Origin of the sequence: Calothrix sp. 336/3 (assembly GCF_000734895.2) — a bacterium.
Taxonomy (GTDB): Bacteria; Cyanobacteriota; Cyanobacteriia; order Cyanobacteriales; family Nostocaceae; genus 336-3.
Map to the genome: position 1 here is coordinate 902,884 of NZ_CP011382.1, position 23,114 is coordinate 925,997.

At 40.7% G+C, this 23,114-nt stretch carries 22 protein-coding genes; 14 read left to right on the forward strand and 8 right to left on the reverse strand.

Annotated elements, in window-relative coordinates:
• Positions 1-37 precede the first annotated feature (37 nt).
• Together IJ00_RS28720 and IJ00_RS03610 are read left to right on the forward strand one after the other, a co-directional pair.
• Positions 38-202, forward strand: coding sequence for a hypothetical protein (locus tag IJ00_RS28720; protein WP_168163413.1), 165 nt, complete (start codon positions 38-40; stop codon positions 200-202).
• A 785-nt stretch (positions 203-987) separates the two neighbouring features.
• Entirely contained in the window at positions 988-2,010 is a 1,023-nt protein-coding gene (locus IJ00_RS03610; RefSeq protein WP_035150142.1) for a diguanylate cyclase, read from the forward strand.
• An 11-nt stretch (positions 2,011-2,021) separates the two neighbouring features.
• Here the strand turns inward: IJ00_RS03610 and IJ00_RS03615 are convergent, their stop codons facing one another.
• Both IJ00_RS03615 and purU read right to left on the reverse strand, forming a co-directional pair.
• Complete coding sequence (locus IJ00_RS03615) at positions 2,022-2,696, reverse strand: hypothetical protein (RefSeq protein ID WP_035150144.1); 675 nt, start codon at positions 2,694-2,696, stop codon at positions 2,022-2,024.
• A gap of 267 nt (positions 2,697-2,963) precedes the next feature.
• A complete protein-coding gene (gene purU, locus IJ00_RS03620) occupies positions 2,964-3,818 on the reverse strand; it encodes a formyltetrahydrofolate deformylase (RefSeq protein WP_035150145.1) in 855 nt (284 codons plus the stop codon).
• Positions 3,819-4,439: 621 nt separating this feature from the next.
• On the opposite strand from purU, the gene IJ00_RS03625 reads away from it, so the two are divergent.
• Positions 4,440-4,724 carry a hypothetical protein gene (locus tag IJ00_RS03625; protein WP_339366865.1) on the forward strand — a complete coding sequence of 95 codons (285 nt, stop codon included), beginning with the start codon at positions 4,440-4,442 and terminating at the stop codon, positions 4,722-4,724.
• A 43-nt stretch (positions 4,725-4,767) separates the two neighbouring features.
• Here IJ00_RS03625 and IJ00_RS03630 read toward each other — a convergent pair whose 3' ends face one another.
• From IJ00_RS03630 to IJ00_RS03645, 4 genes are all read right to left on the reverse strand, one after another.
• Positions 4,768-5,391 carry a DUF4340 domain-containing protein gene (locus IJ00_RS03630; RefSeq protein ID WP_035150150.1) on the reverse strand — a complete coding sequence of 208 codons (624 nt, stop codon included), beginning with the start codon at positions 5,389-5,391 and terminating at the stop codon, positions 4,768-4,770.
• A 36-nt stretch (positions 5,392-5,427) separates the two neighbouring features.
• Positions 5,428-7,023, reverse strand: coding sequence for a Gldg family protein (locus tag IJ00_RS03635; protein WP_035150151.1), 1,596 nt, complete (start codon positions 7,021-7,023; stop codon positions 5,428-5,430).
• A gap of 169 nt (positions 7,024-7,192) precedes the next feature.
• A complete protein-coding gene (locus tag IJ00_RS03640; RefSeq protein WP_035150154.1) occupies positions 7,193-7,999 on the reverse strand; it encodes an ABC transporter permease in 807 nt (268 codons plus the stop codon).
• Positions 8,000-8,995, reverse strand: a complete 996-nt coding sequence (locus IJ00_RS03645) for an ABC transporter ATP-binding protein (protein ID WP_035150155.1) — start codon at positions 8,993-8,995, stop codon at positions 8,000-8,002.
• A 371-nt stretch (positions 8,996-9,366) separates the two neighbouring features.
• Here IJ00_RS03645 and IJ00_RS03650 point away from each other — a divergent pair, with 371 nt between their 5' ends.
• Positions 9,367-11,457 carry an S-layer homology domain-containing protein gene (locus tag IJ00_RS03650; protein ID WP_035150157.1) on the forward strand — a complete coding sequence of 697 codons (2,091 nt, stop codon included), beginning with the start codon at positions 9,367-9,369 and terminating at the stop codon, positions 11,455-11,457.
• A 232-nt stretch (positions 11,458-11,689) separates the two neighbouring features.
• Positions 11,690-12,238 carry a hypothetical protein gene (locus IJ00_RS03655; protein ID WP_035150160.1) on the forward strand — a complete coding sequence of 183 codons (549 nt, stop codon included), beginning with the start codon at positions 11,690-11,692 and terminating at the stop codon, positions 12,236-12,238.
• Positions 12,239-12,284: 46 nt separating this feature from the next.
• On the opposite strand, the gene IJ00_RS03660 is transcribed toward IJ00_RS03655, so the two are convergent.
• Together IJ00_RS03660 and IJ00_RS03665 are read right to left on the reverse strand one after the other, a co-directional pair.
• Positions 12,285-12,596 (reverse strand): hypothetical protein, encoded by a 312-nt coding sequence (locus tag IJ00_RS03660; RefSeq protein ID WP_035150162.1) that lies wholly within the window; start codon positions 12,594-12,596, stop codon positions 12,285-12,287.
• A gap of 160 nt (positions 12,597-12,756) precedes the next feature.
• Positions 12,757-14,097, reverse strand: a complete 1,341-nt coding sequence (locus IJ00_RS03665; RefSeq protein WP_046814949.1) for a hypothetical protein — start codon at positions 14,095-14,097, stop codon at positions 12,757-12,759.
• 508 nt (positions 14,098-14,605) lie between these two features.
• On the opposite strand from IJ00_RS03665, the gene IJ00_RS03670 reads away from it, so the two are divergent.
• From IJ00_RS03670 to IJ00_RS03710, 9 genes are all read left to right on the forward strand, one after another.
• Positions 14,606-15,565 carry a protochlorophyllide reductase gene (locus IJ00_RS03670; RefSeq protein ID WP_035150165.1) on the forward strand — a complete coding sequence of 320 codons (960 nt, stop codon included), beginning with the start codon at positions 14,606-14,608 and terminating at the stop codon, positions 15,563-15,565.
• A gap of 146 nt (positions 15,566-15,711) precedes the next feature.
• Positions 15,712-18,024, forward strand: coding sequence for a cation:proton antiporter (locus IJ00_RS03675; protein WP_035150168.1), 2,313 nt, complete (start codon positions 15,712-15,714; stop codon positions 18,022-18,024).
• Between the two features lie 101 nt (positions 18,025-18,125).
• Positions 18,126-19,445 (forward strand): hypothetical protein, encoded by a 1,320-nt coding sequence (locus tag IJ00_RS03680; RefSeq protein ID WP_035150171.1) that lies wholly within the window; start codon positions 18,126-18,128, stop codon positions 19,443-19,445.
• Between the two features lie 436 nt (positions 19,446-19,881).
• The gene (locus IJ00_RS03685) at positions 19,882-20,115 is read left to right on the forward strand and encodes a hypothetical protein (protein ID WP_035150174.1); all 234 of its coding nucleotides are present in this window, start codon (positions 19,882-19,884) and stop codon (positions 20,113-20,115) included.
• 104 nt (positions 20,116-20,219) lie between these two features.
• Positions 20,220-20,441: a hypothetical protein gene (locus tag IJ00_RS03690; protein WP_035150177.1), complete on the forward strand. Its 222-nt coding sequence runs from the start codon at positions 20,220-20,222 to the stop codon at positions 20,439-20,441.
• A gap of 154 nt (positions 20,442-20,595) precedes the next feature.
• Positions 20,596-20,844 (forward strand): hypothetical protein, encoded by a 249-nt coding sequence (locus IJ00_RS03695; RefSeq protein ID WP_035150179.1) that lies wholly within the window; start codon positions 20,596-20,598, stop codon positions 20,842-20,844.
• Between the two features lie 260 nt (positions 20,845-21,104).
• Positions 21,105-21,374: a hypothetical protein gene (locus IJ00_RS03700; protein WP_035150182.1), complete on the forward strand. Its 270-nt coding sequence runs from the start codon at positions 21,105-21,107 to the stop codon at positions 21,372-21,374.
• Positions 21,375-21,419: 45 nt separating this feature from the next.
• Positions 21,420-21,680 (forward strand): hypothetical protein, encoded by a 261-nt coding sequence (locus tag IJ00_RS03705; protein ID WP_035150185.1) that lies wholly within the window; start codon positions 21,420-21,422, stop codon positions 21,678-21,680.
• Between the two features lie 261 nt (positions 21,681-21,941).
• Entirely contained in the window at positions 21,942-23,099 is a 1,158-nt protein-coding gene (locus IJ00_RS03710; RefSeq protein ID WP_035150187.1) for a phosphotransferase, read from the forward strand.
• Positions 23,100-23,114: the final 15 nt, after the last annotated feature.

Here is a 23,114-nt window from a genome sequence, read left to right on the forward strand (position 1 = left end):
AAGTTTTATCTGGATTTGCTAATCCATATATTCGGTTATGACAGTAGAAAGCACAGTCACAGGTATCAACTGCGATCGTTACACTGTAGCAATCATCAATCTATCTTTGTCGTGGAGCCGAGACTTAACAGCAAAAATTTTTCCTTACCTGAGAATATATTCTCTATATTATCTAGCCAAGCTCCCCTTGGTGCCTGGTTAACATTTGGTTAAGACTAACAGCGATTCTTCTCAAAATGCCAAGTCAGCATTCATCACTGGGTAGTTATTACTGAATGGACTTAGGGAATATACTCATAAAATCAATCCTTAAAATCATTCGCATTCCTAATCATATAGTCAGTTATTCATTTAGCTGGATGTGACGATTCATCACTGATGGACAATAAAACCAAATCGTCATGTATCTTCTTTATTATGCCTAGTTGGATATTTATCCATCTAGTACAGGATGTCAGACATAAATATTTAGTTGCCAAATCCCAAACAGCTGATTTGGCTTTAGCTCCTACCTTGTGAGACTCAACTAGATATTTTGTAAATACCCAAGTTTCCCCAAAACAGAGAAAGGAAAAAATCAAATGGATATTTTGAGCCTATCTGTAAATTCTACGCAGGCAATGATTTTTTTGTGGATCCGGGTATTTGTGGAAATTATTAATCATAAAAACCCTTTGATATCGCTAAATCCTGGAAATTACCGTAATATCCGGATACATACTGTGATTATTCAGTATTTTTACTGTTTGAAATTATGTAACGAAGGACAGAAATTAGGTATCAGAAAATTCAACCCTTACTCGTGTAGTTAACTTAAGTATGAAGAGAGGATGAAATGGAGGATTGCTTGTGCATAAAACACTGAGAACATAGAATATGAGATAATACCCCTTGCCAAAAATTTAGGCACATCTAAAATATTTCAGGGAACACCAAATTTTATCGGTGCTCAACCCATAGCGTTGAAGTAAGGCAATAAGCAAAGCAATGAATATTTCTATTCTGGTCTTTGGAAGTGATAAATTTGTCGGCACACTTCCGGATCAGATCCGTGATACAAACGCTTTTAGTGTGGAAGTTATCACTAATCTGAATCAGGTGGTGTCGCAAACTCAAATTTCGCCACCAGACATCGTAATTGTACAGGCTAGCATGGATGGCAGCATCGAGTTCTGCCGTTGGTTAAAGGAACAAGCCCAACTATCGTGGATCTACTGTATTCTCCTAGAAGACAGAGCCACCCTTTTAGCCGAACGTAGTAAGTATGGTTGGCAGTGGGAATTGGAAATGACTTCTACAGCACTTCAGCAAGGTGCTGATGCTTATATATGGCAGTTGGCAGAAAAACTTACTCCATATACGTCAGCAGAATTAGCTGCCCATCATGGTTTATTATTGGCTCAGGTGATGGTGGGGTTACGGAAGGCGCAAAAATACCGTGACTTAGTGAGAACAAATGATATTTTGTCGGCGATCGCCCTCGCTGATTCTTTGACGGAAATTAGCAACCGTCGGGCTCTAGACTGGGAATTACCGCGACAAATTCAAAAAGCTCGCACCAACGAAACCCCCTTGAGCTTAATTATTTTAGATGTAGATTTCTTTAAAAAAGTTAACGACACCTACGGACATTTGGTAGGCGATCGCCTATTACAACTTCTATGTACCAGAATTAAGCATAATTTACGCTTCCAAGACACCCCTTTCCGTTACGGTGGGGAAGAATTCGTGATTATTCTCACTAATACTAGTTGCAATGAAGCAATGGGTGTGGCAAGACGCTTAAATCGGATTGTCAGTGAGCAACCTTTTGCCATTAACAATGAGTTGGCAATTAACGTCACAGTCAGTTTGGGTACAACTTGTCTCCAAAATGATGATGATTCTAAGGGGTTAAGCTTACTACACCGCGCCGATCAGTATCTGCTACAAGCTAAATCCTCTGGACGTAATCGTGTTATTGGTTGTGATAACTATTCCCATAGTCACCTACGGGTAGTTTCATCTTGATAGTTATCTTTTTATTTTTCCGCTATTACCTGAATACATTCTGCCACAGTTGCTCGTTGCCCCATGGCGTTAACTAATGCTTCATAGGTTGTCCAATTTTCCTCTAGCAAGGTTTTCGCTTGTAAGAGGCAAAATCGCTGTTTCTGTGCTGATGCATTAGGAGCAAAACCAACGCTAGCAAGAATTTCCCCCAACTTGCTTCTATCGTCTGCACCACCTTCCGAGTTTTGATAAACTAGGGTTTCTGCGGCAATTCCTGCCATCCAAACTGTACAGTAACGATCCAACATCTGAGCGGTGATTTTACCTGTTTGCAGTTGGCTTATTAATTCTTCGTCGGCAAAATTTACACCACCTTGCCCGGTTTGCCCTTGTCTCCAAGCTTCCCACGCACTGAGAGTATAGCCAGCAACGGGAATACCTAACAGATGAGCCACTAAAAAATGTCCCGCTTCATGACGGAGGATACGTTCTCGATGTTCAACAGAAAACCCTGCTAACCAATCTAAAAAGATAGTTCCTCCCTTTCCTTGGAGACTGAAACTATCAAAGGTGGCAACCCCTAAGAGTGTAAAAGTGGCGATCGCGGGAATCGTTGGTGATAAATTTAACAATGGTCCTAGTAAACTGGACATTGTCATCACAAAAATAGAGATGGCAACCAGATTTAAAGCAGTTTGACTCATAGGGGAAAAGTCGTAGAAACTTTGGCTGTGAACAGATGAACTGAGATAAATTGTATGGCAACGGGTGAAACTGCGGTCAGCATTTGATGATTCTCTGATAATCTATCTGGCGATACGTCAAAGGCAATCAGCTGGGCTTATCGCTTGATAACTTTCAGATGCTTAACATTTCTTTATTATCTCCTATTTCTTCCAAATATGCACAGGGAAATTGCGTTTTTGGAATCAGAATATTAGATTAATGGATACTTGAACCGTGTCTTTTCTCTATTCAAACACCACTGTTCTATTGCCATAAACTAAAACCCGATTTTGCAAATGTAAGCGGACTGCTCTAGCTAAGACAACTCTCTCCAAATCTTTGCCTTTGCGAATCAAATCTTCCACTTCATCACGATGACTGACTCGCACCACATCCTGCTCAATAATTGGTCCTGCGTCTAAGTCTGCGGTCACATAGTGAGATGTCGCTCCAATAATTTTGACACCTCTTTCAAAAGCTTTGTGATAAGGGTTAGCACCGACAAATGCTGGTAGAAAAGAATGGTGAATATTGATAACTTGGGGGAATTTTTGCACAAAATCAGTGCTGAGAATTTGCATATATTTCGCTAACACCACCAGGTCAATATTATATTGTTGTAAAAGTTCTAACTGCTTGGCTTCTTGTTCTATTTTTGTATCTTTAGTGACTGGCAAGTAATGGTAGTCAATACCAAATTGTTCGGCAGTTGATTGCAGATGAGGATGGTTGCTAATAATTAGGGGGATTTCTGCGGCAAACTCCCCAGCACGATGTCGCCATAATAAATCTAGTAAACAATGGTCTTGTTTGCTTACCCAGATAGCAATGCGAGGAACTGTGTCTGAAAAATGTAATTCCCATTTTGCCTGTAAAGGTTGGGCGATCGCGGCAAATGCTGGAGCAATCAAATCTCGTGGTAAATTAAATCCAGTAAGTTGCCATTCTAGCCTGGTGAGAAATAATCCGGCGGCAAAATCTGTGTGTTGGTCAGCATGAATAATGTTACCACCATTCGAGTAAATAAAGTTCGCAATTTTGGCGACTAACCCTTTTTGGTCTGGACAAGATATTAATAATATGGCAGTGGAATTAGTCACGTTGCTGCGCTCCCTGTTCAAAATTCATCATCCCCATAAATTAATTTAGGTCATTACATACTTTTCTATTTCAGTCTTTATCAATTTCAGATAATATCTGCAAAGCATTTTTGATTATAGAATGCAAAATTTGTAAAAATTATTACCTTTTATTAATTCTTTAAAAGCATACTGTAAACAGGTAATTAAAATCATTCATCTCATAATATATTATCCCCCTCAATCCTAGATAAAAATGATAACAAGACTGTAGCGATCGCTTTAGCAGAATGGAGTTCTATCGTCAATCATCACCTTCTATAACCAGTTATTGGTATTTGACTGCTCATTATTTTGAGGCTTCTTTTCGTCCTTGACAGACACAAGACATAGAGCCAAAGTCAGTGTTTGAGTATAATTTTCTCAAAAATAATCGGAAACCTGCCAATTCAATATGTATAAAATATAATATTAGATATAGATTTTGAATATTTCGATAATTACGCAGACAGTCCCATACTGTAACTTTATATACTTAAAACCAGGCAAGTGCTATTAATAACCAGTTAACTGGAAAAATTAAACAGCAATTATACTGATATTACCCTACCAACATACTTACTGTTACAACCAAAAAATCCGATGATGTTGCAATTATTATTTACTTATTTCCTTCTCGTCTGTTACTTGATGATGGCATACTACTTTTTTAATGTGTGGTTAGAATTTTTTCTAGAAGACGAAGAAATGAACTCCACACAGCGTCGTATTTCTAGCATTGCTTTAGTCATAGGCAGTGTTTTCTGGATATTGGTAGTACCCTTTGCCTATCTAGAATTATTAAAATTTCACAGAAAGCATAAGGAAATCATCAATTTACTGATTCACACATCTACCAGGATTAATTTTGAAGATGAATCAACTTAAAAAAATAGTGAATCATGTATTGTGATGTCATCAAACTAACTGTTTATTGTGCTGGTGAAGGTAGGGGAGGTAGAGTTTCTGGTTTCGGTTTTAACTGGATATTAGTTTGGGGTTGTGTCCATTCATAAATTTCACGGTTGACAGCATTTTTAAAGTCTGTAGAAACTATTAATACTTCTATATTCCCCTGATTTTGAGTCTGTGAATCGATTCGAGCATATACATAACTATTATTGAAAGTTGATTTTCCTAGGGAAATTTGATGTTTTTGTTGATTTTTTAAGATAACCTCAATAGTTGCACTGGGTTTAGATAAACCATACTCGGCTAATTGATTGGGAGAAACAGATAATCTTTGCTCAGTTTTACCCTTAACTAATGCATCTAATAAATAGCTGACAATCGCATCATTAGCGGGAGCCTTTTGTGGAGATTTCATCAACCATTGAGGACGTTCTGAGGTGAAATTCCGTTCTAAATTGATGGTGTGAGTTGTGGTCTTAACAGTTAAAGATTTGACATCATCACGGGAGAAACTAAAAATCTGTTGTTTTTTTGTTTGAATAACAGTTTGTTGCTCTTTTAAAAAGAATTCATAGGTAGCAACAAAACCACCTAAACCAATAGCGACAAGTACAAGAATTATCGTTGTGCGTTGCAGTTTCATAGATGAGGTGATAGGTAATAGAAAAGCTCCTCTCCTTTATCTGCGTTGCCACCAGAGGAAAGCAGCTGTGATAAAACCCAGAAGAGGTAAGACAAATAAAGAGGTAATTCCTAGGAGATTCGCTTGTGCTTCACTGAGATTTATCCGTCGATTTCTTGCTTCCTTAGGACGAATAGACAGAATTAAATTATCTTGTTGGGTTGTCCAAGTGACGGAGTTAAGAAAGATGTCTCCGTTGAGTTGCTGGGTAAAGATACCATCAGTGGCAAAGCTAGAGTTGCCAAATACCACCATACGTGATTCTTTAGCGGTTGTGGTTGTTTTTGGGGTTTGGGGGGTAGGTGTGGGGGTAGGTGTGGGGATAGGAGTAGGTATCGTTACCTTTGTTCCTGCTTGACGTTTAAGAGCAACTCCTAGGTTAAAGGGACCTTGGCGATCGCCTTGATTAAATTGCAAATTTTCGCTTTGTAGGTCGCTTTCTGCCCATACCTTGGGATAACCTTTAGTTAACAGTAAGGGTTTGGCTTCAATTCCAGGAACGGGAGTAGTATCAACTGCCCTAGCTACGGGATAGTAAGAAATACCATTACCAAAATCCTTAGTAATCGGATGCTGACCATATTCTGTCACCATAGGAACAGGAGGATCGAAACGACTGGAAAGATCCACGACTAAACGATTATCTAGCTTCACACCCCACTCATTTAATAAACTATCGAGTTTGGGGTCAGTCCCAGGGTCAACCATCACTACCAAGTTACCACCCTGATTTAAATATTCCCTCAAAGCAATCACTTCACTTTCCAGTAATGCTCTTTTTGCCCCAGCAATCACAATTACACTTGCATCTTGGGGAATGTTTGATTGTTCGGCTAAATTCAGACTAGATGTGGTGAAATTCTTCTCTGACAAAGATTGAATTGCTTGGGACATGGCAGCTTTTCCGGGAGTAGTGGGACGCTCACCGTGTCCTTGCAGAAAGTAAATTTTAGCTGTGGCAGCATTGGTGACTTGTTGCAGACGGTTAGTTAAACGAATTTCCGAAAGTCGTTCGTTCTGATTGACAACTTGCACTAGTTGGCGTTTTTTGTCTGCTTGGATATAAACTTCCCCATATTCCTTCATCCCAAACTCATTGACAATTCCGGGTCTGGCTTTGGGGTCGATATATTCATATTTAAATAGAGGATTAAGACGCTGATAATTTTCTAGTAAGTCTTTATCAATGGCATTTTGATTACTATCAAATATCCAGACTTTTACGGGATTTTTCAGAGAACGTACTAATTCCTGGGACTGGGGTGAGAGGGTAAATAATCGAGTTTCGGTGAAGTCACTACGTAGATAGTAACGAGAACCCAGAAAGTTAATTAAAGCCAGGATGGCTAAAAATGCCAAGGTGGCTATTAAAGCATTTGTATTTACTTGGGTAGAGCGTTTTCCCCACCAATTATGTGTTTGGTTTTGACAAAATAACCAGAAGCCACTGATGGCAACGCCAAGGATAATTAAGAGGAGAGGAATAACATTCCATTGTGCTGAGACAAAACCAATTGTGAAACCAGCTGTTGTAAAAAACGGTCCGAGGAGAAATAAATATTTCCAAGGTTTTTGGGTGGCAATGATTTTCATCCAAATATAAAAAAGAGGGGGAAAGGTTAAGGAAAGAGTCAGGGAGTAAAAAGTCTTTGGGATTGAGGAGATTTACAAAAAAGAAATTACCAATGTTGTGAGCGTAGCGAGCCAAACCCCATACTACAAAAATTTTCGGTACATAATTTCCTGGAAATCTCCTCACCTATTACCTAACTCGCAGCGTATCGATGGATTGAGCTGTCAAAAAGATACCTAGAATAATGTAACTAGCGAATAATATCAAGCTGCTAGTGTCAAAGATGCCTTGAATCAGGTTATTGTAGTGCTTGAGTAGGGAGAGATGACCAAGGGCTTCTCCGAAGATACCGGGAATATTTTTGGCGATTAAATCAATAAATAGGAGCAACAAAATTACAGCGAAGGTGAGGACTGCTGAGAGAATTGTGCTATCGGTGAGGGAGGAAATGAACATCCCGACGGAGAGAATAGCTGCTGCGAGGAGAATTAAGGCTAAATGACCGAGTAGGGGGACGGTGAGAGACATGGGAGGGTTAGAATCGCTGAGGGCGATCGCCTCTAAAGCTAAAATGGGGATAATCAGGGTGATGAAAAATGTCACCACACCCAAAAGTTTACCGACTGCTACTGACCAATTGGTGATGGGTGATGTGGCTAATAGCTCTAAGGTGCCACTTTTGCGCTCATCTGCGTATAGTCCCATGGAGAGAATCGGCAGGATAAACAGTAACAACCACCCCATCCGGTCTAAAAATGCGCGAATAAATTCATAGGGTACGTCTATTGGTGCATTTGCTAGACCTAACTGTTGCCCTCTGACATCATAATCGTTGACGATGGGTAAGATGCCCTCTGGTCCCATGAGAATCAGGACGAAGAATAATCCACTCAAAAACCAAAAAATCCCTGATATCGCGTAGGCTAGGGGTGAAACAAAATAGCTTTGTAATTCTCGGCGATAAATGGCGATAATATTACTCAAAATCACTCCCATCTAGGCTGCTTCCTCCTCCCTCGCTGATGTCTCTTCCTCATAGGGCAAATTCTTTTCCTCCGTTGTTAGTTGCAAGAATACATCCTCTAATGTCGCACTGATACGTCGCAGTTCATAGATTTGATAACCCGTACGTAGCAATGCTGAAGCAATCTCATGTCCCGGTTCACTCTCTGGATAGGATACTACCCGTAGGCGTTGTCGTCCATCTTTGACGATTTCGGGATTTGGCATTGATTCTACCAAACTCACACCGGGCAAGTTTCCTAGCATCTGTTTTGCCAGGTTGCTATCACCGGAAATTTCGACTTCATAGCCGGAGCTACCTGTCAACTGTGTCATCAAATTTTCTGGTGTATTAGTCGCTACTACTTTGCCGCCGTTAATAATTGCCACCCGACTACAGGTCATACTTACTTCTGGCAGAATGTGGGTAGAGAGAATAATTGTATGACTTCCTGCCAAACTTTTGATTAAATTGCGTACATCGATAATTTGCCGGGGATCGAGTCCCACGGTGGGTTCATCCAGAATAATTACTGGGGGATCGTGAACGATCGCTTGGGCAATTCCCACCCGTTGCTTGTAACCTTTAGAAAGCTTACGAATAATTACGTGACGTTTCTCTTGGAGGTTGCAACGTTCTATTGCTGCTTTAACTTTTTGTTGGCGATCGCCAGCAGCAACTCCCTTAATACGTGCCACAAAGTACAAAAAACCTTCTACTGTCATTTCTGGGTACAGGGGAGGCGTTTCTGGTAAATAACCAATCCGTTGCCTGACTGCCAGGGAATTATCATGGACATCAAAACCTGCAATTCTAGCTGTGCCACTAGTTGCTGGCAAGTAACCCGCTAAAATTCGCATGGTGGTAGTTTTTCCCGCACCATTGGGACCTAAAAAACCGAGAATTTCCCCCTCTTCCACGTTAAATGTTACGTCAGTAATGGCGGAGGTAGAACCGTATACTTTATTTAAATGTTCAACTTCAATCATAGGAGTTTAGAGAGAATAAAAGACTATCCATTTTCGCCGGAGTTTGGTACTAATCGATGGCTGAGAATACCCATTTCACAATACTTTGAGAACATAACTTTGTACCCCATGGACTTACAATCTACCGTCATTACCAATTACCCTAATTACAAAATAGCCATAAAACAACGCTGACAATTATCAAAGCAAATTTGGATTTTACTAAGTTAAGTTGGCACAATCAAGCCAAAATGTGCAAATAAAAGCAAACAGAAACTCCTGTAATCGTTGCTTGGGGACAGTTACCAGGAAAAAATATCTTTACCCTTGTTCCCTTTCCTTTGTACAGTAGTTCTCCATATCAAATCTTAAATCTCAAATCTTAAATCTCAATGGTCAATATTGTTACTACTATTTACGTTAATCCCCAAATCGGTAATGATATCAATTCCGGTTCCCGTTCCCGTCCCTACAAAACCCTTACCCGCGCTTTACAAGGAGGAAAAGGTACAAAATTTATTCAACTCGCACCAGGAACTTACAGTACTGCCAATGGTGAGGTTTTTCCCCTGATAGTTCCCAGTGGGGTGATGGTAGTAGGTAACGAAGCTACCAAAGGTCAAGGAATTCTCATCTCTGGGAGTGGTGAATATGAAAGTCTGAGTTTTGGTGTGCAAAATGTCACTATTTTGCTCCTAGGTGATTCTAGCCTCATGGGAGTGACTGTTAGCAATAGCACTAATAAAGGGACTGCTATCTGGGTGGAATCAACTCTACCTACCTTAGCAAATAATACTTTTAGCAATTGTGGGCGGGAAGGAATATTCGTGACGGGCAAGGCGAAACCCAGTATTACAGATAATGTTTTTGTCAATAATGGTGCTAGTGGGTTAGTCATGGCACGTAGTAGTAAGGGGGAAATTCTGCGGAATCTCTTTCGACAAAATCCCATGGGAATTGCAATTAGTGATACCTCCGCTCCCCTACTTGTCAGCAATAAATTTATTGATAATAAAACTGCGATCGCCCTTTCCCGTGATGCTCGCCCTGTACTGCGGCAAAATCTACTGGAGAATAATTTCCAAGGTGGTTTACTAGTCAATGGTAATGCCCAACCTGACCTTGGTAGTACCCAAGAACCTGCCAATAATGTTTTTCGCAACAATGGACAATTTGATATTCAAAATGCCACCTCTGACAAGCTGCTGTCTGCGGGAAATAGCCTCAATCCCAGCTTAGTTAAGGGTGCAGTGGAATTCAGTGCCACCACGGAAGCTCGGAATCCTACGGTCACGGTTAGCACTACCATGCCTGATATGATGGGACACTGGGCAACGGCTTTTGTCGAGGCGCTCGTAAGTCAAGGTTTCCTGACAGGAATGCCCGATGGTAGTTTTGCCCCCGAATCTGCCATCAATCGTGCCCAATATGCGGCAGTGATTGCTAAGACTTTTCAGATACCAGAAAAAAACAAAATCAGTAACTTTACGGATATCAAGCCGGATTTTTGGGCAGCCAAGGCAATTTACAAGGCGGCAGCCATGGGTTTTATCAGTGGATTCCCGGATGGCAGCTTTCGTCCTGGACAAAATTTAACTCGAATTCAGGCAATTGTTTCCCTAGTCAACGGCTTACAATGGCGGGGTGGGAATCAGAATTTGTTGACAATGTATGGCGATCGCTCCCAAATTCCCAGTTACGCCTACGAAGCTGTAGCCATTGCCACAGAAAAATTATTAATTACCAACTATCCCCAAACAGACCATTTGCAACCCCTCAGAGATATCACCAGGGCAGAAGTTGCCGCCCTCATCTACCAAGCATTAGTAGCAAATAGTCAACAAAAACCAGTATTTTCACCCTATATTGTCACCCCTGACCAAGATATTTCCTCCTTCACCGATTTAACTGGACATTGGGCAGAACCCTTCATTCGCGCCCTGGCAAGTATGAATATAACCCGTGGTTTCACGGATGGTAGCTATCGACCAGATACACCCATGTCCAGGGCAGATTATGCCAATATTGTCGCCACAGCCTTGAACCCCTCACCCAAGCGCCCTGGGGTGGAATTTAGCGACGTTCCCCAGAGTTTTTGGGCATATAGGGCGATTCAGCAAGCAGCACGGGGTGGATTTGTCGGTGGATTTAGCGATCGCACTTTTCGCCCCCAACAAAATGTCCAGCGCCTCCAGGTGATAGTTTCCTTGGTGAATGGGCTTTCCCTACCCCCCGCAGCTAATACCACAGTACTGACCTATAGTGATAGCACAAACATTCCGGAATCAGTCCGTACAGTTGTAGCCACTGCTACCATCCAGCGAATTGTCGTCAACTATCCCGATATCAAGCAAATTCAACCCACCAAGGAAGCAACCCGTGGTGAAGTAGCTGCCATGATTTACCAAGCATTAGTGGCAATTGGTAGGGTTTCAGCAATAAATTCTCCCTACATAGTTTCCCCTTTAGCATTTGCCAAGTAGAATAATCATCAAAGTGACAGTATTTACAAACAATGCGGTAGGAGGTAGGGTGTGAAATATAGGGTATAAAAAAGCAGACATCACCAAAACTTAACATTCCCACTAGGCTCGATGTTAATTTTGAATTTTGCTTAGCGTAGCTCCTCTGAAAGAAGAATTTTAAATTTTCAATTTTGAATTCCCCCAAGAGGTTGATATCTGCTAACTAATGGCACACACCACGGCAGGCTATATGCAACGGGAGTCAAATTTAGTCCTATTGTCACCAGTCACCAGTTACACGCCGACACCGACGTTAAGAAATACTGTTGACTTAGCAAAAGCCTTATTAATTCACTATAGTTTTGACCTCAGTGGCTACAGTGCCAGTGAGCTGGTTAGCTATTGGCAGGAACAATATCCGGTTGAGTGGTTACACTTAGCTGTCATTGAGGCGCTGTATCAAGGACGTTACAAAGCAGTTTCTGTACAACAAATATTAAGATTGTGGCAACGTCGGGAACAGGCAACGTTTCATTTTAATATGGAATTTGAGCGGTTAATATGCAGCAAATACCCGGAAAGTTTACAGGCGATCGCTGCTGCATCCATACTTTTAGCCCAAGTTAGGCAACAGGAAGAAACCTATATTCCTCCAACTCCCCCACCTCCCCCGATTTCCCTATCTCCCGAACCCCCCCTACCTACAGTCATTCATCCACCCATTGAACAATTCACCCCAGAAATGAGCGATCGCACCGAGTCTTTTACTTCTAAACTCCGGGCGATCGCTGATGAATAGTTATGACGTAGACTTGGTGTGAGATTACTGGTTGAGCTAAAATAGCTTAACTGTCATGATTAGAATCTTGAGATTCTTCAGAAATCGGCTGGGATTGTTCTTCCACTTCCACCTCTGCTACCACCTTAGGCTGTGGTTTAGGCTGTTTGGGAGGACGTGCCAAAGCGGGATTGACTGGAGAAGCGGAGCCAGAGGCTTCCTGGGATTTTCTACCCTTGCCGAAGGAGCGATCAGCTCTATCGCCACCTCTGGCAGCACCTTTGGAGTTAGATTCAGACGCACGTTTAAAGTCTGAGTTGCCAGAATCACCATCGGCTTGTGGCTGACGATCTGACTTTTTGATTGGACGTTCTACCATTGTTAAGTTACGTTAATTTTCCTGTATCATACACGTCTTTTCGGATAGCAAGACAGTTGATAAACACATTTTTCACGAAATTGCCGTAATTCTCCTTTTCCTGCTGCCTTTGAGGCAAGTACTATGTTCTAGCCAAGATGGTTGCTACCATATCATCTGATTAACTAGCAATCTGTTGCATTTCTTGATGGTTAGACCTGTCATCTATTTGATAGAAACTTATCTGGGGATATACACTGATAATTGTGTCGTCAACTAGATAAAAATATCCTAACTTTTCATCATTAGATATTTGTAAATCAGGATATTGCGCTTGCAAGCTCTGAGCATCCATTTCTTGACAGTTCATACCTTCTGGTAGTTTCCCCTGGGAACGCAGATAAAGTACTAGGGGAGATATTTTTCGCCGATATATATTCTGAATTTCCTTTTGTAATTGTGCATGAGCAAAAGTCATTGCTGAAACTAATTCCCAGTGGTTGAGAGTCTTCCCACTATGTTTTGCTGTGAGCAAATGCAGCAAGCTATCTGCACCCACGGAAGTTAAAATCCGCGCGATTATTCCCTGATTACTTAAACCCAAGAAGTCATCAAAAATGGGTTTCATGATTCCATCTATCGCAGTGAATTTGCGCCGAGGGGAGGAGGGTTTGGGTTGAAAATAGATATTATCATCCCATGTCAGAGCAAATTTAGTAGGGGAGATTATCTCACCATATTGATTTTCTGCCAGATAGTATCGGGCTAAAAACTGATTGGCAGAAGGGATTTTATTGAGATTAAGAATCTGTGAATTCCCAATATCTACAACATAACTTAAGTGAGAATCTATTTTACCACTACTAGTATCAATGGCTTTAGGCAAATTCAGGTAGAGATTTTTAGATAAATGATAATTACCTAAATCTGCTAACTGTTCTTTGACAAATACATCTGATTCCTGTTTGAGATGTGCGGCTAGAATACTTGCCATAATTTTCATCTCTGCAAGGGGGAGAAACACACCTGAGAGACGGGGATATGGATAATTTTCTGGAAGTAAGGGAAATCTCTCCAGATTTATGGTGTATTCTCGACGAAAATCAAAGGTATCTCCTGTGATAATTCGACGTTGTTTCAACTGTGCAAATACTTGTTGGCTGCTGATTTTAATTTTTAAGAATTTGATGTGAACTAAGCCATCCGCGATAATGGTGTAACTATTGTAGGAATGTAAGTCATTGATTAACAAACCCGCAATATCAAGCTTCTGATTGCCTCCCTCTATAAGTTGAATCCGTCGTTTAATCAGTAAATTAATATTGGCTTTTTTTTGAGATATGACAAAACCCACGATATTTACATAGTCACTTTTGTCGATATATTCTGTTTGCAAATTGTCTACTTTCGTATGCCGTTTGAGAGCTATTCTGTGGTAGTTAGCTTGTAATGCTTGCAGATTGATGAGAATGTGTTGGTGATTTTGATTGAGAATTTCGATGAGTTCTAGAATCGATATCATGGGCTCACCTCTATATTGAAAATGATAGATATTTGTATTGCCTAAATCTGAGAGAAAATCTGAAATTTTGAAGAGAAAACAAAAATACGAATCTCGATTATCAACCAAAATCAAAATTGGAGTATTCTGCTATTTCTGCTGATAAGGAAAGAGATAAATTGAAAAGATTCTACTCAATTTTATTTGGCTCATGGGACTCTTTTCTGATTATACTACTATTATAGTACAAGAAACAAGAATTGTGTAATTTGTCCTGAATCAATTTTGCCAAAAAAACGATAAATTTGAGCTAAACCGGAACTCAATAAACCGGATTTTTCCCTAACAACTAGATTCCTATATGATTATCTATGTTTTCTGTCTAGATTTCTTGATGGATGCTGTATGGCGATCGCAACTTTTCTTAATATTTGTAACGAGTAAAAACGCTGAGAAAAATGAGTCTATTGGTTCACTCCTATGAGAATATGTAAACAATGATAATGATGATTAACGTAGTTTTAAGAAAATGACACAGAATCAGAAGCCAACGTGTGTAATTACAGGAGCCTCTTCTGGAGTAGGTTTGTATGCAGCGAAAGCGCTTGCCAAGAAGGGATGGCACGTCGTTATGGCTTGTCGGGATTTAGCCAAGGCAGAGAATGCGGCGAAATCAGTGGGTATACCCCAGGATAGCTACACGATTCTACACATCGACCTGGGTTCTTTAGACAGTGTGCGGAAGTTTGTCAGCGATTTTCGGGCAACGGGCAAGTCTCTGGATGCTTTATTGTGTAATGCGGCAATTTATATGCCTTTGATTAAGGAACCGCTATGGAGTCCAGAGGGTTACGAGTTGACAATGACAACTAATCATCTAGGGCATTTTCTCATGTGTCACATGATGTTGGAGGATATGAAGAAATCTTCCTATAGCGATCGCCGGATGGTAATTCTGGGAACTGTCACCCACAACCCCGATGAATTGGGCGGAAAAATTCCCCCTCGTCCCGATTTAGGCAATTTTGAAGGTTTTGCGGCTGGTTTTAAAGCACCCGTCACCATGGCTGATGGTAAGAAGTTTGAACCCGTCAAAGCTTATAAAGATAGTAAAGTCTGTAACGTGTTGACGATGCGCGAGCTACACCGTCGTTACCACGAATCCACAGGAATTACCTTTAGCTCTCTCTATCCCGGATGCGTGGCAGATACTCCCCTGTTCCGCAATCATTATCCTCTGTTCCAGAAGCTTTTCCCCTGGTTCCAAAAAAATATCACCGGTGGTTATGTTTCCCAGGAATTAGCCGGGGAACGAGTTGCCGAAGTGATTGCCGATCCAGAGTACAAACAATCTGGGGCTTATTTTAGTTGGGGCAACCGCCAGAAAAAAGACGGTAAGTCCTTTGTTCAGAGAGTTTCCCCCCAAGCACGGGATGACGAAAAAGCTGTGAGAATGTGGGATTTGAGTGAAAAACTCGTAGGAGTGTAATCGTCCCCCCTATCCCCGACTGGTTAAAAAAGTTGGGGATCTTGCCCCATTCCCCGTTGATGAAATTAGCGATCGCCTAGTGTACAGACAGTCGCAAAACGTTAGACTATTTCTTAATAGGTCTTAACAATCGTTTTCATAAAACCGTGCAGGAAGATTTTCGTTTAATTATTGATTTAGTTTCAGTACTAGCTGTAGCTGCCTGCGGGGGACTGTTGGCGGCGCTGTTGCGGCAACCGGTGCTGTTGGGGTACCTCATCGGTGGTATGGTTGTCGGACCGACGGGGTTAGGTTTAATAAAAGAACTTGTTCAGGTGGAGACACTAGCACAGTTTGGTGTCGCCTTTTTATTATTTGCCCTAGGGGTAGAATTTTCCTTCTCGGAACTGAAAAAAGTCCAGGCGATCGCCCTCGGTGGGGGTGGTTTACAAATTGCCCTGACGATTTTGGTAACGGTACTGGTATGTGGTGTCACCGGTGCTTGGGGAGCGCTCCCAGCTAAGGGGGTTTTCCTCGGTTGTATATTATCCCTGTCTTCCACCGCCGTTGTCCTCAAATGCTTGATGGAACGCAACGAGACGGAAACACCCCACGGACAGGTAATGCTGGGTATCTTGGTGGTGCAGGATTTGGCATTGGGCTTGATGTTAGCAGTTCTGCCGGCTCTCCACCAACCAGGGGAAGCCATCGGGATTGCTCTACTGGCAGCCTTGACAAAAATCGGTTTATTTGCTGTGGGGGCAGTGGTTGCCGGGAAGTGGTTGATACCGCCCCTATTGCGGCTTTTGGCAAGAACGGAAAGCCGAGAGTTGTTTTTATTGGGGGTAGTGGCATTATGTTTAGGAATTGCCCTGCTGACGGAATACCTGGGACTCTCCATTGAAATGGGGGCATTTGTCGCTGGGTTAATGATATCAGAGGTGGAATATTCTGACCAAACCCTCACCTATGTCGAACCCCTACGGGATATTTTTGCGAGTTTATTTTTTGTTGCCATTGGGATGTTAATTGACCCGGTGTTCCTATGGAATAACCTAGAATTAATTCTGGGATTAGTGGCGCTGGTATTCCTTGGCAAGTTTTTAATCGTCACACCCCTGGTAAAGTTATTCCGTTATCCCTGGAAAACTGCCCTGATTGCGGGGTTTGGTTTGGCGCAGATTGGGGAATTTTCCTTCGTTTTAGCCAGTGAGGGGCAAACTTTAGGGTTAGTTTCCCGACGCATATATTTATTAATTTTGGGTACGACAGCTGTCACCCTGGTATTGACTCCCTTTGTATTACGGTTAGTACCAATTTTATTTGATTGGGCAGAATCCATGCCATGGTTAAAACCCTATTTGAGTGTGGAAGGGCAACCCTTGGGAGCATCTGAGGATTTACCTGTGCAGAATCACATCATTGTTTGTGGTTACGGACGGGTGGGTAAAAATGTTGTCAAACTTCTGCAACAGCACCAAGTTCCCCTGGTGGTAATTGACCAGTCAGAGAGCCGGATTCAGCAGTTACGGGAAGCGGGAGTGCCCTACGTATACGGAAACTGTGTCAGCTTTCATGTATTAGAAGCAGCTGGAGTTTTAGAAGCGAAGGGGATGGCGATCGCCCTTCCAGATCCCATGAGTACCCGTTTATGTCTGAAGCGAGCTTTGGAACTCTATCCCGAATTAGATATAGTGGTGCGGGCAAACCATGATAAAAATATTGAGCTATTCTACCAATTAGGAGCGCGGGAAGTCGTACAGCCAGAATTTGAAGCCAGTTTGGAAATGGTGACACATATTCTCACCGATGTGGGTGTCTCCTCCATGGTAGTACAGCGAGAAATGCAAGAGATTCGTAACCGTCACTACCTGGATTTACGTCCCGAACAAACTGCCTCGGAAATTTCCCGCAACCTGCACCAAGCAACCCAAGATTTAAATAAACGTTGGTATACTCTGCCAGATAATTCTCCCCTGATTGGCATGACTCTGGAAGAAACAGATATGCGCTATTTAATTGGGGTGAGCTTGATGGCAATTCTGCGGACTTCCGGGGAAGAAATCGACTATCCCGATGTCAAAGTCAAACTAGAAAAGGGCGATCGCCTCCTGGTTGTGGGTGCAGCAGAGGAACTGGCAGCGCTAGCAGAATTTGCCCAGGGACAAGTCGCTGTTCCCGACGAGAATCATGCTTGTCAATGGGTGACGGTGAGTAAGGATTGTTTGGTATTAGGTAAGACCTTGGCAGAATTAAATATTCGTCAAGATTATGGTGTGACAATTCAAGCTATGCGCCGTGAGGGTAAATATATCCGCGTTCCTGAAGGCAGCACCGATATCCGTGTTCTTGACCAGATGTTGCTGTGTGGAAGTTTACCTAATTTGTATCAAATGGAAAAACTATTTGCCCCTAACACCCTCTCACCCCTACCCTTACCTGTAACCAAAGTCACAGAGCAGCAAAGGTGGGTAAGTTAGCCATGACTGCGAACCAGGTGTTTGCTGCTGCTGGTTGAGATTCTCATAACACAGACGGGAACAATAAGTTTAATAAAATTGTGCAAAATTTATAAATTTTTATGTCTCGTCTGAATAAACGTTCCTTTGAAATTCTCTATGCAGAGTTGCAGAAATGCGCTGGTAATAGTCAAATTAGCCAAATTGAAAAGCAAATAGTTCTCAAACGCTGGGAAAGACTACGCCAGCAGGAAGGAAATCCCGTCACCTATGAGGAATTGCGGGAAACGGTAATAGATACCTATCCCCAATTTAGCGATCGCGCTCTCAAACAAGCAGTCAAAGCCAATCGTCCGCCGGGTATTTTCAGTAAAATCAAGTGGATAATACTTTTGGGTGGTGGTGCTACTGGGGTACTTTGGGTATTAAATTTACCATATCCCATGATTCGTTACCCCGTGGCGCGCACGGCTCCCATTTTGCTACTTCCCAGTTATATCAATATGGATAGCAGTTATCGAGGGGCAATAAATTCCGTCGAGCAAGCTGACCAATTGGTAAATAAAGCTACAAGTCAGGCTGATATTGAACTGGGTGCAACCAAAGTTAAGGAAGCACAAAAGCACCTGAGTAATTTACCCGTGTGGTTTCTAGGTTACTACCCCCAAGTGTATTGTCGTTGGTTTACCTGTACCTGGAAATTTACCCTGGATGAGTTTGAAACTGCACGGAAAAACACTGCACGGATGGAAGCCAAGATTTTTCAAGAGCAAAATGCTTTTAAACTCTTAGAAACAGCGACAGATGATTTAAATCAAGCAAAGCAGCAGTATGAATCTGCAAAGGATGTGGAGCAGAAAAATCAGGCGATCGCTACCATGGAAACTGCCATGGATAAGTTATCACAAATTCCTAGGGAAACCCTCGCAGGTAGAAACGCAACCACCAAATTACAAGCATCCCAGCGAAATTTAGGTAAGATTACCACCGGGGATACGGGTAAGTTAGAAACAGGTTCCTTAATTGAAGCAGCAAAATTATTTGCCATGCAAGCTGCACAAATGTCTCAAAAACCACCCCACCCTACAGCAAAATGGGAACAGGTGGAAAAATTATGGTCAGAAGCCATCAGAAGATTGGAAAATATTCAAGTAAGTCAAGCCAATTATTTAGAAGCACAGAAATTACTCGCAATCTATAAAACTAACTTGGGAATTGTGCAAACTCGCAAAACCATGGAAAGCGAATCCCAGCAAATTCTCAGCACCGCAAACCAGGATATTCAAAGAATCATTGCTAATCCTCCTGGCGATCGCCAACAATTCAAAGCGGTAATTCAAGGTATCATCACTAAACTCAAAACCGTGAAACCAGGAACCACTGCATACAAGGAAGCACAGCAGTTATTAATTATGGCACAACGCAGACTAGAGCAATCTTAGATATAGCTTGATTTGGGTGCTTGCAAGATATCAAATATATCTACCATAAGATAGATTTACAAATGAGAGGTAATTTGAAGAGTACCGCTCTTTTTTTTGAGAACTTGATTCTGATGAACTGAAAAGACAAAACACCTTGAGTAATGTCTGTAAAAACAGCTATGAAACATTGATTTTTCCTTAGTTATCTTTAACTATGAAGAAAGAGCGCAGGTTATGTAAATCCTGATTTCTAGCAGTTTCAATATACATAAATCAATTGCCTATCCATTCGAGTAATTAGAGACATAAAACCCTTGCTTGTGTCTAGAAAGAGTCTTGAAAAAGCTTGATTTTACTCGTTTATTCATGAAGAATGAAGTCAAGAGTTAAACAAAACAAAGTTTAATTCCCAAACAAAGCTTCCTGAAATAACTTTTGTTTAAGGAGAAAAATCATGGCTTTCATCAAAATTTCTGAACTCCGTCCTGCTGGTTCTGAATTGTTCCAAGACTCCGAAAGCTTTTTGAACGAATTAGGTGAGCAAGAAATGGCGATCGCTGGCGGCGGTTATAACAATACAGTTGCTTCAGTCATCAGCCAAGCATCAATTTCTGTTGGTATTTCCATTTTGACAAAATCTGTTGTTTCTCAGAATAATGACTACAGATACTCTTTCTTTAAAAAATAGAAAGACTGTAACTAAGCATAATTAATGTATTTGCTCGACTCAATCGGAGAATTTCGCTCTGATTGAGTTATTTCCCAGTTAGTTTTTACGAGGAGATTTGGCATATGTCTACAATTAAAATTTCTGAACTATATCCCGTTGGTTCTGAACTATTTCAAGACTCAGAAAGCTATCTTAATGAGCTAAATGATCAGGAAATGCTGGTAATGGGAGGTAAAAAAAATAAGTATAAGTTTGTTATTACAAGTGTGATTGAGGTAATTAGTCAAGCTAGTGTATCTAATGGCTTTTCTTTAAATACATTTTCCTTTGTCACAGGAGGTTAGTCACCTCCATAAGTTTATTCTGTCAGCTTTCCTCTCACCAAGGCAACCTCTAGAATAAATATTTTTATCTCAGCTAAATATTTAGGTGCTTCAGACAAGAAAATATTTTTGTTTAAGCACCTATCAAACAACCAAGATATTGAGGATTCTTCAGATGTCTCATATCAAAATTACCAATCTGCATCTATCTGGTAAAGAATTTTTTGATGACAGTGAAACCTTCCTAAATGAACTCACACATCAAGATATCACCAAGATAATAGGAGGAGAAGGGGAGGCAATTGTCAGTCAAGTTACTTATAGTATTGGGATGATATCAGCCGACAATAATCTTTTTATCCCAGAAGTATCCATAGAATTCGATACTACTAGTACTGAGAGCAACTTATTTTTATTGAGTTAAACTTTTTTTGTCAATTATAATAAATATGTCATTGTGTAGACACATAAGAGTAACAATCAAGTAAACTCAATGTATTTTTGCATTCTCAAAGCTGTTGAGATTTAGGAGAAAGTAAAAATATCATATGCGAGTTTTGCAGCAAAAATTACCTTTAATAAATCATCATCAATGACGTATATATCGTATTTATTATCCCCTGAATCATTATCCAAAATTTGTAATATCACCTGAAAATCAAATTTTGAGTGAGGTAAATTATCATGGCTTTTATTCAGATTGCGGAACTACCCTCTGCTGGTTCAGAATTATTCAATGACTCAGAAAGTTTTCTGGATGAACTTACTGAAGAAGGAGTCAACAACATTCAAGGTGGTGAAAAATCACTCATTATATTCACTTTAATTAAAACTAACTTATCCTATCCAACCCTGATATATCCAACTTTATTAAGTCGCAGTCTCGTTGAGAGTAAATATACATACTCTGTTGGTATCAGTTTAGAAACTAAAAGCGTGATACACAAATTTTAGTTTTAAAGCTTTGTCGTCGTAATCATACATGGAGGTTGATATTCAATGTCAATCATCAGAATTGTACAACTTCGTCCACCTGGTGCAGATTTGTTTGATGATAATGAGAGTTTTATTAGTGAATTATCAGAAGCAGAAAGCGGAGATTTTTTAGGAGGATTAATTATCAGTCAAGTAACTGTCAGCGCTGGTATTGTATTGACAACTAAGCGTGTTGTTTGGTCAAAAAATTATTTTCGCTATACTTTGCGCTCAGGTATCAAAAAAAGTCAATTCACCATTACTATCAAAACTCAAGTGATATAGAGTTTTTTTGGCTGGAGAAATTTTTCAGAAATTTTTCAGACATATCTCTCTTAATTATGTCTAAAAGAATACTTCTGATACCTTGACTGATTAACTAGATTCGTCTCAATATAAATATATGGACAAAGTCAAGACACATCTGATTTGGTTTGCCCAATTTACTTAATAAGTACAATGATAATCTGCCCCATGATTCGTGATAAACCTCTGTTTTATCATTGTGTCTTGGCATCGTGAAATATAATTTTTTAAATTAAGCTTATGGCATTTATCTTAAGTTCGGAAAATGTCTTCGATTACCTTGTGACTCTGAATTTATCCACAGTACAGGGTAATCCCAAAATAGAGCAAAAGTACGCCAAAAACTTTAACTTGTTAGTAAATGTAGGAGACGAGCAGAAATTTCTCGTCAAGCAAGAACCTATGAACCCAGAAGGAAAAACATCTGGTGAATTCTTGCGAGAATGGCAAATTCAGGAGTTTCTACAAAAATTTCCCGAATTAAGTCAGATACGGAACTGGATATCAGAAGGAATTCATTTTAATCCAGATGATTCCATTATTGTTTTTAATTATCTCGATAATTATCAAGATGTCATGGCTTTCTATGGGAAAGAAAACATTTTCCCTGGAGAAATCGCCTCAGCTATTGGTATAATTTTAGGCAAAATTCATAGCCTAACTTACAATCATCAAGACTATGCGAATTTTTTCCTCTCATCTTCAGAAAATCAAGCCGTTGTCACCCATTTAGTGGAAGATATTGGAAGAATTACTCCAGAAGTTTTTGGTGCGGTTCCTGCGGATGGGCTGAAATTTTTTGCTCTCTATCAAAGGTATGATAGTTTAGGTCAAGCTATCGCTGAACTGGGAGCATCCTTAAAACCTAGTTGCCTAACACATAACGACTTAAAGCTAAATAATATTCTTTTAGCCGATGATTGGCAGCAAGCTATGGGCAATAGTACGATACGATTAATTGATTGGGAAAGGTGTAGTTGGGGTGATCCAGCATTTGATTTAGGAACGCTGATTGGGAGTTATCTCCATATCTGGTTAGGTAGTATGATTACCAGCAAAACCATGAGCATTGATGAATCTTTACGGATAGCAACAACACCCCTAGAATTATTACAACCGTCGATTGCTGACTTGGCGATCGCTTATCTCCAAAACTTCCCAGAAATCTTACAACATCGCCCTGATTTTTTACAGAGAGTCGTACAATTTGCTGGTTGGAATTTAATTATTGCCATCCAATCAACTTTGCAATATCAAAAAACGTTTGGTAATACGGGTGTATGTATGTTGCAAGTAGCTAAGTCTTTGTTATGTCGTCCAGAAGCATCGATGGCAACTGTTTTTGGTATGCAAGTATCAGAGTTGACTTCTAAAACTTTATCACCTGTGAGCGCTTAAAAGGGAAGGAAAACA

Coding starts and splice junctions, on each gene's coding strand:
- IJ00_RS28720 (WP_168163413.1), top strand. CDS start 38: ATGACAGTAGAAAGCACAGTCACAGGTATCAACTGCGATCGTTACACT.
- IJ00_RS03705 (WP_035150185.1), top strand. CDS start 21,420: ATGTCAATCATCAGAATTGTACAACTTCGTCCACCTGGTGCAGATTTG.
- IJ00_RS03650 (WP_035150157.1), top strand. CDS start 9,367: ATGGTCAATATTGTTACTACTATTTACGTTAATCCCCAAATCGGTAAT.
- IJ00_RS03710 (WP_035150187.1), top strand. CDS start 21,942: ATGGCATTTATCTTAAGTTCGGAAAATGTCTTCGATTACCTTGTGACT.
- IJ00_RS03615 (WP_035150144.1), bottom strand. CDS start 2,696: ATGAGTCAAACTGCTTTAAATCTGGTTGCCATCTCTATTTTTGTGATG.
- IJ00_RS03660 (WP_035150162.1), bottom strand. CDS start 12,596: ATGGTAGAACGTCCAATCAAAAAGTCAGATCGTCAGCCACAAGCCGAT.
- IJ00_RS03670 (WP_035150165.1), top strand. CDS start 14,606: ATGACACAGAATCAGAAGCCAACGTGTGTAATTACAGGAGCCTCTTCT.
- IJ00_RS03625 (WP_339366865.1), top strand. CDS start 4,440: ATGATGTTGCAATTATTATTTACTTATTTCCTTCTCGTCTGTTACTTG.
- IJ00_RS03630 (WP_035150150.1), bottom strand. CDS start 5,391: ATGAAACTGCAACGCACAACGATAATTCTTGTACTTGTCGCTATTGGT.
- IJ00_RS03685 (WP_035150174.1), top strand. CDS start 19,882: ATGGCTTTCATCAAAATTTCTGAACTCCGTCCTGCTGGTTCTGAATTG.
- IJ00_RS03655 (WP_035150160.1), top strand. CDS start 11,690: ATGCAACGGGAGTCAAATTTAGTCCTATTGTCACCAGTCACCAGTTAC.
- IJ00_RS03665 (WP_046814949.1), bottom strand. CDS start 14,097: ATGATATCGATTCTAGAACTCATCGAAATTCTCAATCAAAATCACCAA.
- IJ00_RS03700 (WP_035150182.1), top strand. CDS start 21,105: ATGGCTTTTATTCAGATTGCGGAACTACCCTCTGCTGGTTCAGAATTA.
- IJ00_RS03635 (WP_035150151.1), bottom strand. CDS start 7,023: ATGAAAATCATTGCCACCCAAAAACCTTGGAAATATTTATTTCTCCTC.
- IJ00_RS03690 (WP_035150177.1), top strand. CDS start 20,220: ATGTCTACAATTAAAATTTCTGAACTATATCCCGTTGGTTCTGAACTA.
- IJ00_RS03695 (WP_035150179.1), top strand. CDS start 20,596: ATGTCTCATATCAAAATTACCAATCTGCATCTATCTGGTAAAGAATTT.
- IJ00_RS03640 (WP_035150154.1), bottom strand. CDS start 7,999: ATGGGAGTGATTTTGAGTAATATTATCGCCATTTATCGCCGAGAATTA.
- IJ00_RS03610 (WP_035150142.1), top strand. CDS start 988: ATGAATATTTCTATTCTGGTCTTTGGAAGTGATAAATTTGTCGGCACA.
- IJ00_RS03645 (WP_035150155.1), bottom strand. CDS start 8,995: ATGATTGAAGTTGAACATTTAAATAAAGTATACGGTTCTACCTCCGCC.
- IJ00_RS03680 (WP_035150171.1), top strand. CDS start 18,126: ATGTCTCGTCTGAATAAACGTTCCTTTGAAATTCTCTATGCAGAGTTG.